Genomic DNA, 18454 nt, shown 5'->3' with positions numbered 1-18454 from the left:
TATATAGAAAGGATCATTGAAAAAAACACATGGCAGATTGTATGTATCTTCTACACTGTCAATAAGGTGTGTACTGACAACAGATCTAACACTGGATCTATTGAATCTGTTTACAACTAATTATAGTTAGTTATAATTAGATAAGCTGGCTTAGGAGACCTTCTCTGCTTATACAAATTCCAAAGAGAGATCTTACCAATCGCACACATCTCAATCTCTAAAAAGGGGAGTATCAATGATAAAAAAAGTTGTAGGATTCTTGATCGCTGTGCCACTTCTAACAGCTTGTCATAATCAAAATCAAACAGTGGAACTGTATGTACCAACAGCTGCCAGTATAACAGATGCTATGGAACAACTAATCGATAGATATACGGAAGATAACGAAACGATAACCATTACGCCTACATATAGTAGCTCAGGAAATTTAAAAGACCAGATCAAAAATGGGGCGCCTGCTGATATCTTTCTTTCTGCAGCAATGTCATGGATGATCGAACTTGAAGAAGAAGGTTTTCTGAATGAATATACACCTTTATTACGAAATGAACTAGTTATGATTACAAATTTAGAAAATACGCATAATATTGAATCATCTTCTGATCTAATGAATGATGATATCGAAGGGATTTCCATTGGAGACCCAGAAACCGTGCCAGCTGGAGAATATGCCAAACAGGCTCTAACACTTGCTGATCTGTATGACGATATTGAAGATCGACTTATTTTTGCTAATGACGTTCGCGGTGTTCTAACGTATGTAGCAACTGGGAATGTCGATGCGGGTTTTGTGTATCAAACAGATGCTATAGCATCAACTAACGTGACCATCATTGAGCAAATGCAAGTAAATGATCCTGTGCTCTATCCAATAGGACTATTGACAGACACTGAACACCCTGAAGAAGCAAAGGCATTTTACGATTGGCTAAGAGGCGATGAAGCAAGGGAAATATTCAAATCAAATGGATTTGAGTTTGAATCATGACATCACTTGACAAATTTCTTTCTCCAGTTTTTATCTCAATACAAGTGATCATTATCGCAAGTATCGTCTCCTTTATAACAGCTCTCTTCATTGCATGGTGGATGAAAGACAAGAAATTCAAAGGCAAGAGTGCTCTTGATACGCTTTTAATGTTGCCATTGGTACTGCCGCCAACCGTTGTCGGCTTTGGTTTACTTATCCTTTTAGGACGGCAAAGCTTCATTGGCAGAGCTTTCGAATGGCTATTTTCTCAGCCTCTAGTCTTTTCCTTTTGGGCTGCTGTTGTTGCTGCTGCTGTTGTTGCTTTCCCACTTATTTACCAGACACTTCGGACAGGCTTTGAATCTGTTGACGGTGAATTGATTGAAGCAGCTCGACAACTTGGTGGAGACGAAAAGCAAATTTTCCGTTTTATCATCATACCATTATCGTGGCGATATATTTTAACAGGCTACATGCTTGGGTTCGCTAGAGGACTTGGCGAATTCGGTGCTACAATTATGTTCGCAGGAAATATACCAGGTCGAACTCAGACTATGCCTAGCGCTATTTATTCTGCTGTTCAATCAGGTAGAACAGAAATGGCCTATTTTTGGGTCATCACTTTGATCCTATTTTCCCTTGTCCTACTCTCAATTGTCCAACGTTTGAAACCTTAAGTTTATAGTGATTGTTCAAAAAGGTCGGTTTTTGACCTTTTTGAACATGTTCTTATATTTAGATCATGAGCCTTATGAGATGGCGATCACATCTCATAAGGCTCATTGATTTCATAATCAAATTAATTTCCAATAAACGACAATCACCATAAATAACATTCATCCTCCCTCTCCATCAAAATAAACCTTCCCTGTTGACTTCTAAACAGTCCTTACATTCTTCCTTTAAATTTTTCGTGTTCATATTCAGTTCATAATCCTATGTTACCTTTGACGCTGTAGTCATCTTTTGTGAATAAATGAACGAAGGAGATGCTTTTACGTTGTAAGTAAATGAAGGAGGAAAAGAGGAAACATGACGAAATTTTCAATTAAAAGACCGATTTTTACAATGGTAGCAATGATTTTATTTCTATTGTTAGGAGCGATTTCTTTAACAAATATTCCGCTACAATTAATGCCTAACATTAACCCGCCGATAGGTGCTGTCGTTACAAGCTACCCTAATGCAGGCCCAGAAGAAGTATTAGATAAAGTATCGGAGCCGTTAGAGGATAGCTTAGCTACCGTTCCAGGCTTGAACAATATTAGTTCGATCTCTATGGAAAATGCGTCGATGACGATTTTAGAATTTTCTTGGGATACGACCATTGAGGATGTTGAAAATGACATTATCAGCAGAATGAACCAAGCAAGTTTACCATCTGATGCTGGTACTCCTAGCTTTTTGAAGTTTGATCCATCACAGCTTCCTATCATTCAATTAACAGTATCATCTGATGAGGACCATTTTAATGAGCTTGTTCTTGATCTTGAACGTGAGCTTCAAAAGACTGAAGGAGTTGCTTCCATTGATGTGACAGGAGAAGCTGTTGATGAAATTATTGTGGAGCTTGACCAACATGAACTCGAAACATATAACCTTGAACAAGCTGATGTCGTTTCCATTCTCCAAGCCCACAATGTTACTGCTCCAGGGGGACTAGTAGAAAGTGGCGATTTACAATACACAAGTCGCGTCTTGTTTGAAATGACGAGCATTCGTGACATTGAAACGATTGTTGTCTCCGTCGATCCAGCAACAGGTGAGGACATTACTGTTGGTGATATTGCTCGTGTTGACCTCATTACCGACCATGGTGGGGCTATTACGAGAACGAATCAGGAACCTTCAATAATGATGAGTGTTCAACAGCAAGCAAATGCGAACTTAGCAGAGGTTTCAACGGCTTTTAACGACCGTTTAAACGAACTATTAGATGAGCAGAAGTATAATGACTTAGAAGTCGCTGTCGTTTTTGATCAAGGAGACTATGTACAAGAAGCGATCTCAAGTGTCATGACTGCACTTATTTTAGGTGGCTTATTCGCAATCATTGTTTTGTTTGCTTTTTTGAGAAGCTTCAAAACACCATTTATTGTCGGCATTGCGATCCCATTCTCTGTCATCGTTACGTTTGTCTTACTTTATTTCACCAACCTTTCGCTAAATATTATGACATTAGGTGGATTAGCTCTTGGGATTGGAATGCTTGTTGATAACTCGATTGTCGTTATTGAAAATATATATCGACACTTATCAATGAAAAAGACTGCTAGAGAAGCCGCTTATGATGGAACGAAAGAAGTAGGTGGAGCGATTACAGCTTCAACGTTAACGACCATTTCCGTTTTCTTACCGATTGTCTTTATTTCAGGAATCGTTGGCGATATATTTATGGAATTTGCACTGACAGTCTCATTTAGCTTATTAGCGTCATTAGCCGTTGCTTTAACCGTTGTTCCAATGATGGCCAGTCGGATGTTAAAGGCACCAAAAGAAAATATTGAAGAAAAACGCCAGCAAGGTCGATTCATCACTACGATCGATTCAACGATTAAATGGGCTTTAAAGCGTAGATTAAGTGTACTTGGTATCACCTTCTTACTATTAGTAGCTGGTGCAATAGGCGTATTCCAAGTTGGTGTTGAATTCATCCCTGATACGGATGAAGGTTTTTTCCAAATTGATGTCGAAATGGAGCGAGGAACTCCGCTTGAAGACACGTTAACAGCAGTTGAAGGCATAGAAGATGTGTTAGATGATGAGCGTGATATTCTTCATTATGTGAGTACGGTTGGGTCAAGTGGAGGAGAAGGTGCCATCCTAGGTAGCTCCAGTACACACGAAGCCTCCATTTTCATTACGATGAGAGCTTTAGATGAACGGTCCATATCGACCGCTGAATTTGCTGATTCAATTCGCCGTGATGTGGAACGAGCTGCTTCAGATGCAGATATTTCGATACAGCAACAAGCGATGATGGGCGGTGCGCCAAACACGATTACGTTTAACGTACTTGATTCTGATCCTAATCGTTTAGAAGATGTCGTTATGGAAATAACGGAAGAATTTGAAGATATGAGTGAATTTAATGAGGTGACGAATGACTTAACTGAAACAGTGACAGAAATTCAATTCCTTGTAAATGAAGAAGCAGCGAGAGAAAATGGCTTTGCACCCGCTCAAATAGCTCAATCTCTAAATCAAATGATGAACGGGGCTTTTGCGACGCAAATTGTGACAGATGATCATGACATTTACGAAGTACATGTTCGTTACGATGAGGAATATATTACAACACTTGAAGCTGTTGAAGATTTAATCCTTCGAGCCCCAACAGGAGAATACATGACATTAAAAGATGTCGTTGAAGTCGTTGAGGGAGAAGGACCGATTACGATCAATCGGATCAACCAAGAATCAGCCGTTCAATTTAGTTTACAATATGGAAATCAGTACACATTAGGGGAAATGTCACAGCTCGTTCAACAAACGATTGACGATTTAGATATTGCTAATGAGACGACGATTTCTTATACAGGTGATCAGCAAATGCTAGACGATGCGATCGGTGATCTGACACTTGCCTTGTTACTTGCGTTAGTATTTGTCTTTCTCGTTCTAGCAGCACAGTTTGAATCATTTAAATATCCACTTGTTATTATGTTCAGTGTACCACTCGTCGTCATCGGTGTTGCTCTCGGTCTAACGTTTACATTAACACCACTTAGCATTATGGCGTTCATTGGCTTAATTGTCTTAGCTGGGATTGTCGTCAACAATGCCATTGTTTTAGTTGATTATATCAATAAGAAGAAAGAAGAAGGAATACGAAGCTATGATGCCATCATCGAAGGAGTCAAGAACCGTGCACGACCAATATTCATGACGTCACTTACAACGATTCTAGGACTTGTTCCACTTGCATTAGGAATGGGTGAAGGTGCTGAAATCCAACAGCCTATGGCGATTACAGTCATTGGTGGGTTAATTAGTTCTACATTCTTAACGTTAATCTTCATTCCGGTTATTTATAGCTTTTTCGATAAAGATACGAGACGAATGAATAAAAAATACGCTACTCCAGACGGACAGCTTATTCCAGCTTATTTACTCGAAGAAAAGTACGATCTAGATGAGCGTTCAAGCTCTCGCAAAGCTTTACCTTATCATGAAGAAGAGCGCAGTGAAAGACGATTATCAGAGGTAGAATATGAAATAGAATTGGAGCAAGTAGAAAAAGATGAGGAGGTCTACACTTCTTCTGATTCCAGTGAAACTCGTGAAGTCGATTCAGACTCAGAGCAACGTCCACGTATTTCACGTGACGAATTACTAGATTTACTAGAAGATGTGCTAGAAAAAGATCGCGACCGTCGAAAGAAAGAGGATCAAGAATAGAATACAAAGTTTTTTTAAGATTGGATGATCGTGCGCCGTTCCATACCTCATACTTCCATGAGGTATGGAACGCACAATATTAGGAATTTCACTTTAGTTCCATCCACTAACTAATGTTCCTTTTTTCTTTTTTTAATTGTTCCATTAAAATAATTAACCTTTCAAGCTCCTCCTCTGTTAATTGATCATAACGTGATAATTCTTCTTTTATATGTGTAATTGTTTTGTTATCCTTACTATCATTTGATAGAAAGTGAGTAGCAATTGAACCTGTGATCATGCCAATTAATCCAATTCCAAATAACATTAGTATAAAGGCAATAACCCTACCTAATTCTGTCTCTGGCGAAATATCTCCATAGCCTACTGTTGTTGCCGTAACAACTGCCCACCAAAGAGCATCTGAATACGTCTCGATACTAGGCTCTAACCTCTTTATTGGAATAGCAGATAAAAAGATTAAACACAAAGTAAAAGTAATCACTTTATGTAAGCCATTTGTTTTAAGTATCGTATAAAATGGTTTTAAAAAGTGGGCACTTATAGCTATTAGTCTCACAGCTCTAGCCAATCTAGCTATACGTGCTAATTGAAAAATAGAATCAAAAGGAATAATAGCAATTAAATCGAAAGGATATCTTTTCATGTATTTAATTTTCTCTTTACTACTTAAGAAACGAATAGAAATATCAATGACGAATATGAACCAAACGATACGATCTAAAAAATACCATTTAGAATGCTCTGACCAAATAACTAACACCGATATAAAGGCTAAGATTACCATAATGAGTTCATAAATTAAATTCCATTTTATCTTCATCTACTATTTCCTTCCAACAATGATTTAATCATATTTTTTCCTTACAAAAAAAGCTAGGCTATATCCCCTAGCTTCCTACTATTCAACTTAAAAATATAATTCCATACCCAATCGCACCGACGATGACAAGAGACGGATGCACCTTCCATTTATGTAATAAAAGATAGCTCATTACAACTAGTAAGAGCGTTTGCCATATTCCTGCATGATCATAGGAGCTTTCAAAAAAGCGGTAAGCCATGACACCTAGTAATACAGCAATGGTTGGTCGTATCAGTGCCGTCATCTTTTTCACTTTCGGAGAATCCTTGAATTTATATAAGAAGCTTAACAATACAATCATTAAAATCAAAGAAGGTGCAACAGTCGCAAAGACAGCAATCGTCGCTCCTAACACACCTGCGACGTCATAGCCAATGTAGCCGGCCATTTTTGTAGCGATTGGACCTGGAAGCGCATTTCCGAGTGCGAGCACTTCACTAAATTGCTCTACCGTCATCCATTCATAACGATGAACGACTTCGTACTCAATTAACGGAATCGAGGCAGGTCCGCCCCCATAACCGATTATACCAGGAATGAAGAAGGCAATAAAAAGCTCAACATAAATCATTTAGCTCTCCCTCCTTCTTGAACGCTTTCCTTTGTTTTTGATCGCTGGAAAAAAGGAACACATAATAAAATCACGATTAAAATAGCTGGGTGCAATCCGAGTAGTTCGATCATGACAACACTAATGACCGCAAGTAAAATACACACCATCCATCCTAATCCTGATTTTGCATTTTTCAAAAAGTCCCACGTCAAAAGCGCCAGCATGACACCGACAACAGGCAATACACCATTCGTTACTCCATTTACCCATGCATAGTCACTGAAATTAGTTAATGACGCAAGCAGAATTATCATTAAAAAAATGGTCGGAACGATAGAAGCTAACACAGCCACAATCATTCCTAACACACCAGCAACACGATAGCCAATATACCCCGCCATCTTTGTGTTTATTGGACCAGGTAATGTATTTCCTAAAGCTAGTACATCACCAAATTCTTCATTATTCATCCATTGATAAATATCGACAACTTCTTTTTGGACAAGCGGAATAGCAGATGGGCCACCACCAAATCCTAAAATACCCGATCGAAAAAAAGCGACAAAAAGATCCCAATAACGTTTCATTCCCCTTTAGTCTCCTTATTAATATCCAATTGCCATGCCATCTCCTCTTGGATCTGCTCCACCATATTTCATCCCATTTTCCGGGTCAATCCATATCGCTCCAGCATGACCCATCATATCTGTGTATGGCTCTACTCTTTCAATTGGATGTCCTCGTCTTTTTAGCTCATTAAAAACATTCTCGCGCAACCGCGACTCAACTTTAACCGTATTCGATTGTGCTCCCCATGTTCGTCCATATAACCACCTCGGCGCTTCAATCGCCTCTTGAGGAGACATTCCGTAATCGATCATTTTCGTAACGAGTGCCGCTTGAGTTTGCGGTTGCCCTTCCCCGCCCATTGTACCATAAACTAGGAGAGGTTCAGAGCTATATGTCATCATTGCCGGGTTTAATGTATGAAACGTCCTCTTATGGGGGTCAAGCTTATTAATATGTTCTGGATTTAGTGAAAAAAAGCTTCCTCGGTTTTGCAGAAGCACCCCCGTTCCTTTTGGTATAATACCAGAGCCAAAGTCATGATAAATGCTTTGAATACAAGATACAGCATGTCCATGTCGATCAACGACTCCAAACCAAGCCGTATCCCCTTTAGGGTCAAGGAGCTTTTCATGATTTAGTGCTGATGACATTTGAATTTGCTTCGCTACTTGCATTGCTCTGTCCCCTGACAACAATTCATCAATCGGAATATCTACAAAGTGAGGATCTGTTAGCCATTGATCACGATCAGAAAAGGCAAGCTTCGTCGCTTCTAGAATGAGATGAACATAATCGGCTGAATCAACATCAACATGACGGAAGTCAAATTGATTCAATATATTTAAAATCGATAGCGACGTCATTCCCTGTGTATTGGGAGGGAGATTGAAAGCTGTATATTCCCGATAAGGAACAGAGAGAGGTGTCACCCACTCTGATTGATGTGAGGCAAAATCATCTAATGTGAGCATTCCATCATGCTGTTCAATATCTTCAATCATTGCTTTTGTGATACTACCCTCATAAAACGTCCGTGCCCCCTTTTCAGCGATTTCCTCCAGTGTGCTTCCTAGATCGTGTAACGTCATAACCTCACCCGTCTGAAAAGGCTGACAATAATCATTTAAAAACGTTTTCTTAAACTCACGATAGTTTTGTAGGTTCGTGCTTTCATTGTATACATTACACGTTGTCCAATAGTGTTGACTTGGTGTAACTGGAAATCCATTTTCTGCATACGAAATAGCCGTTTTAAATAAGTCGGACCAACGTGCTGTTCCTTGCAAGTGCTTCTGTGAATAATAAAAGACCTGTTCCCAGCCACTAACCGCACCAGGAACCGTATTAGCTGCTAAATAACCTCGTGTCGGTATATCTTGGTAGTTTCGTTCGTGATAAAATGGAATCGTTGCTTTTTCTCCAGAACGACCGCTTGCATTTAAACCACGCATGCATTTTGACTTCGCATCATACATAAGCCAAAAGCTATCACCACCGATTCCGTTCATATGCGGATAAACAACTGCTAGTGTCGAAGCAACAGCAATCGCTGCCTCCCATGCATTCCCTCCTTCATGTAGCACACGTACTCCTGCTTGTGATGCTAGGTAATGAGGACTTGTCACCATTACTTCCGGTGCCATCGTCGTCGGTCGGTATGCTTTCATCCTCGATGACCTCCTCTTTTTGGACTTTTTCAGTGCCCTTATAGCTGCTCAACAGTATTTACTAACGGCTTCGTTCCGGTCATATGAGCTTCAATCACATCACCATCTCTTATAACGACAGCACCTGGAGTCCCCGTTAAAATCACATCACCTGGCAATAGTGTCATCACCTTTGAATGAAAGGCGACGATGTATGCTGGATCATAACGCATTTGCTCCACTTTCCTTTCGTACGTAACATTGCCATTCAGTACAGTTGCTACACATAATTGTTTCACATCTTCCACTTCATTAACTAATAAAAACGAACCAAAACTAAAAAACGTATCAAAGCTTTTAGCACGTGTTAAATAACGGTGGTTCTCAGCATGGATATCTGCTTCCGTCATATCTAACGCAGAGGTGTATCCGAGTATATAATAGCTTGCTTCTGATTGATCAATTTCTTTACATTGCTTGCCAATGATAATGGCTAACTCTGCTTCGGCTGTTGTATTCGTTGACCCTTTTGGGATTTTAACTGCATCATCCATCCCAATAATCGTCGTATCCGGCTTCATAAAGCTAACAGGATCTGAATAGGTAGAAACATGCTTAGGCTTCTCATCTAAATAATTCATTCCGACTCCCCAAATCTTTCGAGGTCGCCGATAAAGCGGAGCAAGCTGTGCTTTATTGCCCTCAACCTTGTCATAACGCTCTAGCCTCTGACACCCTTCTTGCTCATACCAGCTAGTCAAATCATCAATCACTTCTGTAGTAATTAATTCAAACACCGTATTCGGCCATTGTAACTGTTCATATTGATTGATCGTCTCAATTAAGACATATCCATCCTCTACAGCAATCGCAGCTTGCTCATTTCCTTGATATAAAATGGTCGCTAATTTCAATGGTGGATGCTCCCTTCTGTACCTTTTCATGATATTCCTTTACCCAATGGAGTAAGCGTAAATCTTGATGTGTAGATCCAATAAAGGAAAGGCCAACCGGTAGTCCATCAATGCTCATAGCAGGAACTGATACTTGCGGCGCACCTATTAAGCCACTTACACATGTCATTAATAACGTTCGCTTCCTTTGTTCTTCTAACTTCTCTCCTTTTGCTCTTAGAAGAGGGGCAATCGATGGAGCTGTTGGCATCATAAGTAAGCTGTCCTCACCAAGAAGTCGAACAAATTGATCCTTTAATTTTCTCTGTTGCAATACTGCCTGATCATACTCTTCTTTCTTAATCGTCTTTGCCCATTTGAAACGTTGATCAATATCTGTACCAAAAGTAGGCTGATGCTCCTCAATCCATTGACCATGCTCACGCCATATTTGATAGCCTTGTAGCGTTCTAAATGTGTTTAACCAAATCTCCATTCCTTCAGAGGCCAAATTTATAGAATCTATCGTTTCAACGAATGGCTTCATCAGTTCTTTTTGCTTAGAAAATGCGTGCTGACATTCACTACTACATAGCTCAATGATATCCTCTGGTATGATAATACGTCTAAAGGAAGGCAAACTATAATCTTGATTCATTAAAATTGTACCGATTTTGTAAAGCAACTCTGGCTCCCTCGTCATCCATCCAACTGTATCAAAACGCTTCGCAAGTGGAATGACTCCTTCTACTGAAATGAGACCATGAGTTGGTCTGAAGCCGTACACACCGCAATAACTTGCCGGAATTCGAATCGAGCCACCTGTATCTGTTCCGAGAGCAAAATCGACTTCACTTGCCGCAACAGCGACAGCTGAACCACTTGATGATCCTCCAGGTATTCGATCGATGCTCGTTGGATTAAATGGGGTCCCATAATGAATGTTTTCTCCATTCAAGCTAAACATCAGTTCATCTGTATGTGTCGTTCCTTTTAACATCGCCCCCTCTTCTAACATGCGCTTTACTGCAAATGAATGCTCAATAGATGATGAATGTGTTCTTTCCCAATCTGGATTCCCCGCACCTGCAACGATTCCTTTTACTGCAAAGACATCTTTCACAGCAAACGTCATTCCTTTTAAAGAACCTTCTTCGGCTTCATACAAGTTCAAATAATTCTTTTTAAATGCATTCCATTTGTCCATCTCTTCTCCTCCTCTATGAATACATTCTCTGCGCAAGTGATTTCACTTTTTTCAATTGCGACTGATTCATTTTTCGTAGCTTAAGTGCCACCTGCAGTTCAAGGCTCACCTCAGGATCATCAATATCTACATTTAATAATGCAGATATCTTTTCCATCCGATAAACAACCGTATTATAATGCGTATAAAGTGTTTCAGCTGTCACACGAATGTTTCGATTCGCTTGGAAATAAGCCTCTAGTGTTTCAATATAGTTGACTGATTTCTTTGATGCCTGTTCAAGAACTCCGAGCATTTCTTCTGTATATTGAATCACCTCAGTCCCTTCCGGAATTAAATAGAGCAAGCGATACAAATGTAAATCTTGATAATGAATCACCTTTTTATCCGTTGTATATTGCTGACGAATCGTGTTCACTTTAACCGCTTTATGATAGCTTTCTTGAATATTCTTTATATCATTTACGTGGTCACCAACACATAACGTATAAGACTCCTGCATATTCTTATAACTTATAAATCGATCGACTTCCTTTTGAATAAGACCAAAGCTTCTTTCTAGTGATTTTTTCGTATGATCAATAAGTAAAAAAGTAAACTCTCCTAGTAAAATTGTTCCATATAACTGTCCCTTTATCGCTTTTGATAACGTCGACACCATGTATGAAAGTTCCTCTTTCATAGCTCCTTTATCTTTCCCATCCATGATAAACACTTGATACCACTTTCTCTCAAAGTCTAAATCAAGAGACTGTGTTCGAATTTCCATATCTACATCAGATGTCACCTCACCCAATAAGACATCTTTCAAAAATTGATCCATGTACCTCTTTTCAATCTGCTTCCTTGCCGCAATATTGGCAAGCTCCATATTTAACATCGTACTCATTTTTTCTATCGTTAAACAGTCCACTTCTGTTAATTCATAATTCGTTTCAATACATGCAATGAAAGCAGTATGACTAAGTGTCGTTTCCGACGTTAATGGGATCGATATACACGAAAATGGTTCATCACGAATTTTAATGCTTCTTATCCCACTACCCGTCTTCGCCTCTAAAGCTTGAACAGCTTTTCTTAACTCAAATTCTTCTAAAACATCCTCAAATAATGGTGCGATAATCGTTCGATCAAAATCATAAACAACGACTGGATTCCCCATCAATTCTTCTAAATGATAAATAACGTCCCTTATGTCCTTGCCTGCTGCCATTTGCTTCGTACATTCTTGAACACGATTGTATAATGTCATTAAATGCTCAGATTCTTGATAGAATACTTCCTCCATCGCGACTCTTACAATATCAGAAAATACTGCTGTAGGTAGAATTTCAACAACTGGAAAATGAAGCTCATTGGCCTTTTCGATAAAGCTTTGTGGGATTTCATCAATAAAGCGTTGTACCTTAATTCCGATCCCAGCCACATTCTTTCTCTTTAATTGAGATAATAAATCAACAAGCTCCTCCACATGATCTCGGAAAGGATACCCCGTTGTCATCATAAATTCTTGTGGTCGGACAAAATTCAACACATCCGGTGAACCAACAATATTGACACGACTTATGACTTGATTGACATTTGAATGCCCTGCGACAAGCCTGGCTCCTTCTAACGGCTCAAGCTCTAATAACCCTTTAATCGTTAGTCCTCTACGATTCATCACCTCTGACACTATTATCACCTCATCTATCGATTATCGAATGGCTATTTCCCCGAAAAAGACGAAGACACTTTTCACTTGACATGACTGAAACAAAATGCCTATCAATATTTCTCAATGAAGGTTCATATGCATCTGGGAAAGCATACACTGTTGCATCGCTTATAACGACTACATGGTAATCACGTTGATGAGCATCACGTGCTGTTGATTCCACGCATGTATTCGTATTAATCCCTGTCATAACCATTGTGTCAATATGTAACGATTGCAACAATTGATCAAATTGTTCATTCATATACGCACTATATCGATGCTTCCCAACGAAATAATCATCTTTATCGGATTGTAATAGATTGTAGAATTCACATCCCCACGTTCCTGCTCGATAGCTATTAGGATGCTGCTTTGCCTTTCTTCTCTGTATCCAAGCCCTGTTCCCATCGTTTTCTTTCGAATGAATCACTTTCAGAAAAATAATCGGAGTCTTTTCCTTTCTTGGTTGTTCAATAATGCTTGACACAAATCATACGGATAATAGGACACTGGGTTACCTCCTTCTTTATAGAGTAAATGGTTCAAAGGGCTTTTCCCCCTTTGAACCTTCTACCTCTTTACTGTTCAAAATATTCGTTAGTATAATAACGGTCAACCTCATAACGCTCAGAAATTAAATCACTCATTTCCAATATATCAAGTGTATCCTCCATATTCTCTTCTGACATCCATCCGTAAGGCTGTTCATCAAATAAAGCAATCTCTTCAAGTAATTCAAGCTGCATAAGTGCTGTTTCTTCATTCATAGCATCTGGGAATAGTTCCATGACAAGCTCTACCGCCTCGTCCTTGTTTGCTAATGTATACTCAAATGCCTCATCAATCGCCGCTAAAAAACGTTTAACTGTGTTAGGGTTTTCTTCTAAAAATGAATCATTTCCTATTAACGTTAAACCAACGAGGTCATAACCAAAGTCAGCTAAATAAAGTGGTGTTAACTCTACACCCAACTCCCGTTCAAATAGTGGATATTCATTTGTTGAGAAGATGGCAACAGCATCTACTTCTTTGTTTAAAAATAATCCATTACGCGCTGAGCTTTCTACTTGTACTGAATCAACTAAAGATTCATCAACATCGTTACTTTCTAAGAAAAATGGATATATATTTGTAAACGTAGATGCGATTGACATCCCAATACTTTTTCCTTCAAGATCTTGTGGACTTTCAACTGGTGTATCAGGATGTGATGCGATCATAATCGGTGAACGATTCATATAAGATGCAATCATTTTAATCGGCATACCTTCGACTAAACCTTGTGAAGGCTCGACTGTTGACGTAATACCAAAATCATCCTGTCCTTGAGCAACAGCTTGCATCGTACTTGTTGAACCATTTCCTTCTAACACATCAACATGTAAGCCATATTTTTCAAAAAATCCTTTTTCCTGAGCCACAAAAAATGGGGAAAATTCTCCTTTAAAGCGCCAATTCAATCGTAAGGTCACGTCTGTAACTTCCGGGTCACCAATTGTCATTCCATCTTCTAATTCTTCTTCATTCGTCCCCTCCCCTACTGTCTCTATCGCTTCCTCGGAATCATCCTGATTATTACCTTCTCCACAAGCTGCTAAAATAGCCATCATACACAATGATAATAGTAAGAATTTTGTGAATTTTCTCATTATAATTTCTCTCCTTTTTCAAGCTTCTGCTAGAATACCTTGCGATTGGAAGATTGAACGAATGTCATGAACATGCTGGTTAAAATGAGGATTGGAACGTGATTCACTACTTCTAGGTCGATTAAGTTCAACCGGTAATTCCTTCAAAATCGTTCCTGGCCTTCCTGACATGACAACGACTTTATCTGATAGAAAGACAGCCTCCTCAATACTATGGGTAATAAAGATCGTTGTAAATCCGTACTTATCTGAAAGCTTCAACAAATCATACATCATTTGCTCTCTCGTCAAGGCATCCAGTGCTCCAAACGGTTCATCCATTAAAAGAAGCTTAGGATCTTGAATAAGCGCACGGCAAATTGATACCCGTTGTCTCATCCCACCTGATAACTCATGTGGATATTTATCTTCAAATCCTTTTAAACCAACAGACTCTAGTAATTCTAACGCCTTTGCTCGATTCGTTTGCTTGTTCGGTCGATCAAACCATGTTATTCCTTTCAATTCAAGAGGGAATAACACATTATCTATAATCGACCTCCATGCTAGTAACACATCCTTTTGAAAGACGACCGCGACACCTCCAGCTATTTTTCCAAGTGGCTTCTCATTTAATAGTACATGTCCTGAAGTAGGTCGATCCAAGCCAGCAATAATTCTCATAATCGTGCTTTTTCCACAGCCACTTGGACCTACAACCGACAGAAAATCACCAGGTTCAACAGAGAGATAGATGTTTCTTAATGCTTCAACTCGTCCTGTTCTCGTTTGAAACACTTTGCCAACATTCGTTAGCTCTAGTTTTGTAGCCATATTACTTCCCACCCCCTGCCTTGTTCTCGTGATACCAAGGCATTAATATCCGTTCAAATAAGTGCACGATACAGAATAACAATATCCCGATAATTGCTAGTGTCAGAAGTGTCGCAAACACTAGCGTCGTATCTAACCGAGCATTCGCCGTTAATTGTAAATAGCCAAGACCGTGCTCTGATGCAACAAATTCTCCAACAATCGCCCCAACGACCGCTAACGTAATCCCAACTTTAAAGCCACCAAATAAATGTGGTAATGCGTTTGGCAAGCGGAGATAGAAAAAGATTTTCCATTCTGAAATACCGATCGATTTCCCTAAATCATGCATATCTTTATCCAAGGAACGAAATCCAACGACGGAATTAATCACAACGGGAAAAAATGAAATTAAGCAGGCAAGTAATATTTTGGTCGTTAACCCGTAGCCAAACCATATAACAAGAATTGGCGCAATTGATACCATTGGTATACATTGAATACCGATTAATATCGGATATAACGAATTTGCTAAATAGCGAGAATACACAATCGAGATCGCTAACGGTATACCGATCGCCAAGCTTAACCCAAACCCAAGTAATACCTCCGTCAACGTCGTCAATGAATGAGAAAACAATACTTGAAAGTCACTAACAAAGCGTGTCCCTATATCGATTGGTGACGGCAAAATATATCTGGGGATATCCATTACGATCGTTAGTAATTGCCAGATGCTCGCCATACCTAATAAGGTCAGTACTGCCCATACAAATTGTGGAATGACCAAAACTCGGTTACCTTTCTCTTGTTGTTTCATCATCGCCACTCCCGTTTTTGTTTCCATTTTTCACTTCCTCCTTTCATCGAATCATTTTCTCCATTAATTTAATAGGATTAGGAGCCTCAGCTAATAATTCACTTGGCCGTTTCAAATCATAGGCTGGTCGATAAGACAAGTGCTGGAGCTGTTTGTTCACTCTTTCTATTTCAGGAACAGTTGATAACCATTGAATGATATTCTCCACCTCCTCTGGTTCATAGAAGCGTAAGATATAGGCTAGTAATTGACCATATTGCAGCATATTCCCACTTCCAAGTGGATTAAAATGATCACGCAAATTATCGGAACCAATTTGAAGCTTTACACCAGCATTTGCTAAATCCTTTACTCTTGTTAATGACCTTGTCGCTATTGCAGTCGGACAAGTAGTTACCGTCATACCAGAATAAGCCACTGCCTTGATCGTTTCCATCGCTATTTTTTCTTCGACGTTTGCCAGTGAGCAGCAATGAATGGCTGTTACCTTTGAGCCTAATCCTTCTTCAGTCGTCACTTTTGCTAAATATGGAAGATTAAAATCATCGATCCTACCCGTTTCATCTGTATGAAATTCAATCCAATCTAAATCAGAATAAGTAGCGAGTTGGATAATCTTATCAATATGCTGCTTGCCGTCTTGATCCATACTCGTATGACCACCAATTCCTTGAACACCAAGATTTATTGCTTCCTTTAATAACACCTCTGTTTCCGGATAACGATCAAAACCTTCCTGATTAAAGGCAATCAAATCAAGGACGATTCGATTCTTCCACTCCTCTTGAACTTCCTTCAATGCTTCAACAGCTCGTAATTCAAACAACGGATCAACATCAACATGAGTGCGGACATAAACCGTTCCATATTGATGCATTTTCGTTAAAGCTTTCACGGCAGCTTCTTTGATTTCATTTTTCGTCATTAACACTTTAGCTTCTCGTGTCCACTCGGCACGAGTAGAAGCTGGAGCATCTTTATAACGAAAAGGTGGTGATAAAAACCCTTTATCAATATGCGCATGATAATTCATCCAACCGACAAAACTCATAACTCACCGCCCGTAACTCGTACGACCGGAGCAATTAAGTTCGAACCTTGTGGACCTTGATGCTCAGAACCTGCAGAACATAAAATTCTCGTTTCACCAACATAACTGCCAACGACTGCATTCGCTACTGCCTTCGCCAAGATGCCTGAGTGCATCGCTAATGCATCAGTATGCATCGTATGTCGCCTTCCGCGAACAGTTGAAAGAGCATCTGCTCCAGCATTGACAAACACTTGAACAATATCTTCCATTTTATCTTCCGACAATGTCGATCCAGCTTGTATCCCTGCGTTCTCAAACGATTTCCTAAGCCCAACTAAATCTAGCGCATCCTCCATCACCCCTGATCCTATATACAGGTCACTAGAAGAAGCGGTCGAATTACCCATCACAATAACCCGTGCTGATACTTGCTCATGTCCTGCTGATACGGATGTTTTAACTGAATAAAGAGAATGGTCTCGATTCAAGCTTTCTTGTGATATGCAATCTCGTTCAACCTCTTCTAATGCTACAGCAGAGCCTAATGCCGAAGCTGCCTTCGATAAACTTCCTCCAACACCCCAAGGACACTTCACCTCTACACATTTCACATCGTCAATGGAATCAATATCGGCCTCTTCCATCGCTCGCTTCACTGCTTCAGTCACGTAATCAACTTGCTTTAACGTACCAATTTCATTCTCATCGAGAATCGGTGTCGATGCGACACCAAAAGCAAAACGCTTCTCATTAGATTGATTCACTTTGTCGCCTTCTTCTTGAATAAACAACGTATAATGTGGAGTCATTAGCCCTCCAGTCTTGCCAATCATCATCATCGGAATTTGCTCAATTACATCCTCGTGACTTATCGATAAAAACGATGATAATAATCCTTGAAAAGCCAAAGTGGCATATCCTCTTGAATACCCATCTCCTTCTGTTTGCGCAATAATCGCCTTAATCGTCTCTGCTTTGATTTTCTCTTCTTTTAATAACGTTTGTAATGCGGAAACATCTCCTGGATGCTCCATATCACAACGAATTAATTGATAGTTCATTTGCTCCACCTCTGTTTTTGTGAATTGTTTTTTTGTTATGACACCATGTTAGCACCCCAAAATAACAGAGTAATTGGTGTATTCTCACAGCAACAAATTTATATTTTGTGGATTATCGATAATTTTAAAGTTTTTCGTCAGATTATTTCTACCTTGTTGTTAGTTTATCTACCTGAACAAGTGATTTTTGCTTAAAATACCCTGACCTTTAGACACAAAAAAAAGACTACTAATATTACATAGTAGTCTTATATATATCGTGTCACTTATCGACAAAGAAAAGGAACTATATGAG

Annotated in this window: 16 protein-coding genes; 3 read left to right on the top strand and 13 right to left on the bottom strand. The window is 39.4% G+C overall.

The window, feature by feature from the left end:
- The first annotated feature begins 235 nt into the window (after nucleotides 1-235).
- The 3 genes from modA (at nucleotide 236) to ACERJO_RS14655 (ending at nucleotide 5371) form a co-directional block, all read left to right on the top strand.
- Nucleotides 236-988 (top strand): molybdate ABC transporter substrate-binding protein, encoded by a 753-nt coding sequence (gene modA / locus ACERJO_RS14665; protein ID WP_247106393.1) that lies wholly within the window; start codon nucleotides 236-238, stop codon nucleotides 986-988.
- Entirely contained in the window at nucleotides 985-1647 is a 663-nt protein-coding gene (gene modB / locus ACERJO_RS14660) for a molybdate ABC transporter permease subunit (RefSeq protein ID WP_373647966.1), read from the top strand. The genes modA and modB overlap by 4 nt, the downstream gene beginning before the upstream one ends.
- 355 nt (nucleotides 1648-2002) lie before the next feature.
- The gene (locus ACERJO_RS14655) at nucleotides 2003-5371 is read left to right on the top strand and encodes an efflux RND transporter permease subunit (protein WP_373647965.1); all 3369 of its coding nucleotides are present in this window, start codon (nucleotides 2003-2005) and stop codon (nucleotides 5369-5371) included.
- 106 nt (nucleotides 5372-5477) lie between these two features.
- Here the strand turns inward: ACERJO_RS14655 and ACERJO_RS14650 are convergent, their stop codons facing one another.
- The 13 genes from ACERJO_RS14650 to ACERJO_RS14590 all read right to left on the bottom strand — a co-directional run bounded on the left by ACERJO_RS14650 (nucleotide 5478) and on the right by ACERJO_RS14590 (nucleotide 18159).
- Complete coding sequence (locus tag ACERJO_RS14650) at nucleotides 5478-6194, bottom strand: potassium channel family protein (RefSeq protein ID WP_373647964.1); 717 nt, start codon at nucleotides 6192-6194, stop codon at nucleotides 5478-5480.
- An 82-nt stretch (nucleotides 6195-6276) separates the two neighbouring features.
- Nucleotides 6277-6807 carry a chromate transporter gene (locus tag ACERJO_RS14645; protein WP_247106386.1) on the bottom strand — a complete coding sequence of 177 codons (531 nt, stop codon included), beginning with the start codon at nucleotides 6805-6807 and terminating at the stop codon, nucleotides 6277-6279.
- Nucleotides 6804-7376 (bottom strand): chromate transporter, encoded by a 573-nt coding sequence (locus ACERJO_RS14640; protein WP_247106385.1) that lies wholly within the window; start codon nucleotides 7374-7376, stop codon nucleotides 6804-6806. The genes ACERJO_RS14645 and ACERJO_RS14640 overlap by 4 nt, the downstream gene beginning before the upstream one ends.
- Nucleotides 7377-7394: 18 nt before the next feature.
- On the bottom strand, nucleotides 7395-9026 hold the full coding sequence (gene ggt, locus ACERJO_RS14635; RefSeq protein WP_373647963.1) for a gamma-glutamyltransferase: 1632 nt from the start codon (nucleotides 9024-9026) through the stop codon (nucleotides 7395-7397).
- Between the two features lie 38 nt (nucleotides 9027-9064).
- Nucleotides 9065-9919 carry a fumarylacetoacetate hydrolase family protein gene (locus ACERJO_RS14630; protein ID WP_373647962.1) on the bottom strand — a complete coding sequence of 285 codons (855 nt, stop codon included), beginning with the start codon at nucleotides 9917-9919 and terminating at the stop codon, nucleotides 9065-9067.
- Complete coding sequence (locus ACERJO_RS14625) at nucleotides 9885-11105, bottom strand: amidase (protein WP_247106380.1); 1221 nt, start codon at nucleotides 11103-11105, stop codon at nucleotides 9885-9887. The genes ACERJO_RS14630 and ACERJO_RS14625 overlap by 35 nt, the downstream gene beginning before the upstream one ends.
- Nucleotides 11106-11118: 13 nt before the next feature.
- Nucleotides 11119-12780, bottom strand: a complete 1662-nt coding sequence (locus ACERJO_RS14620) for a PucR family transcriptional regulator (protein ID WP_247106379.1) — start codon at nucleotides 12778-12780, stop codon at nucleotides 11119-11121.
- A gap of 10 nt (nucleotides 12781-12790) precedes the next feature.
- Entirely contained in the window at nucleotides 12791-13291 is a 501-nt protein-coding gene (locus ACERJO_RS14615) for a cysteine hydrolase family protein (RefSeq protein ID WP_373647961.1), read from the bottom strand.
- 91 nt (nucleotides 13292-13382) lie between these two features.
- On the bottom strand, nucleotides 13383-14453 hold the full coding sequence (locus ACERJO_RS14610; RefSeq protein WP_373647960.1) for an ABC transporter substrate-binding protein: 1071 nt from the start codon (nucleotides 14451-14453) through the stop codon (nucleotides 13383-13385).
- A gap of 18 nt (nucleotides 14454-14471) precedes the next feature.
- Complete coding sequence (locus ACERJO_RS14605; protein ID WP_247106375.1) at nucleotides 14472-15266, bottom strand: ABC transporter ATP-binding protein; 795 nt, start codon at nucleotides 15264-15266, stop codon at nucleotides 14472-14474.
- A 1-nt stretch (nucleotide 15267) separates the two neighbouring features.
- Nucleotides 15268-16092: an ABC transporter permease gene (locus tag ACERJO_RS14600; protein WP_247106374.1), complete on the bottom strand. Its 825-nt coding sequence runs from the start codon at nucleotides 16090-16092 to the stop codon at nucleotides 15268-15270.
- Nucleotides 16093-16108: 16 nt separating this feature from the next.
- The gene (locus tag ACERJO_RS14595) at nucleotides 16109-17116 is read right to left on the bottom strand and encodes an amidohydrolase family protein (RefSeq protein WP_373647959.1); all 1008 of its coding nucleotides are present in this window, start codon (nucleotides 17114-17116) and stop codon (nucleotides 16109-16111) included.
- Nucleotides 17113-18159, bottom strand: a complete 1047-nt coding sequence (locus tag ACERJO_RS14590) for a ring-opening amidohydrolase (protein ID WP_373647958.1) — start codon at nucleotides 18157-18159, stop codon at nucleotides 17113-17115. Before ACERJO_RS14590 ends, ACERJO_RS14595 begins: the two co-directional genes overlap by 4 nt.
- Nucleotides 18160-18454 lie beyond the last annotated feature (295 nt).

The organism is Halalkalibacter sp. AB-rgal2 (assembly GCF_041821005.1).
GTDB lineage: Bacteria > Bacillota > Bacilli > Bacillales > Bacillaceae_D > Halalkalibacter.
This window is presented reverse-complemented; position numbering and strand designations above follow the sequence as displayed.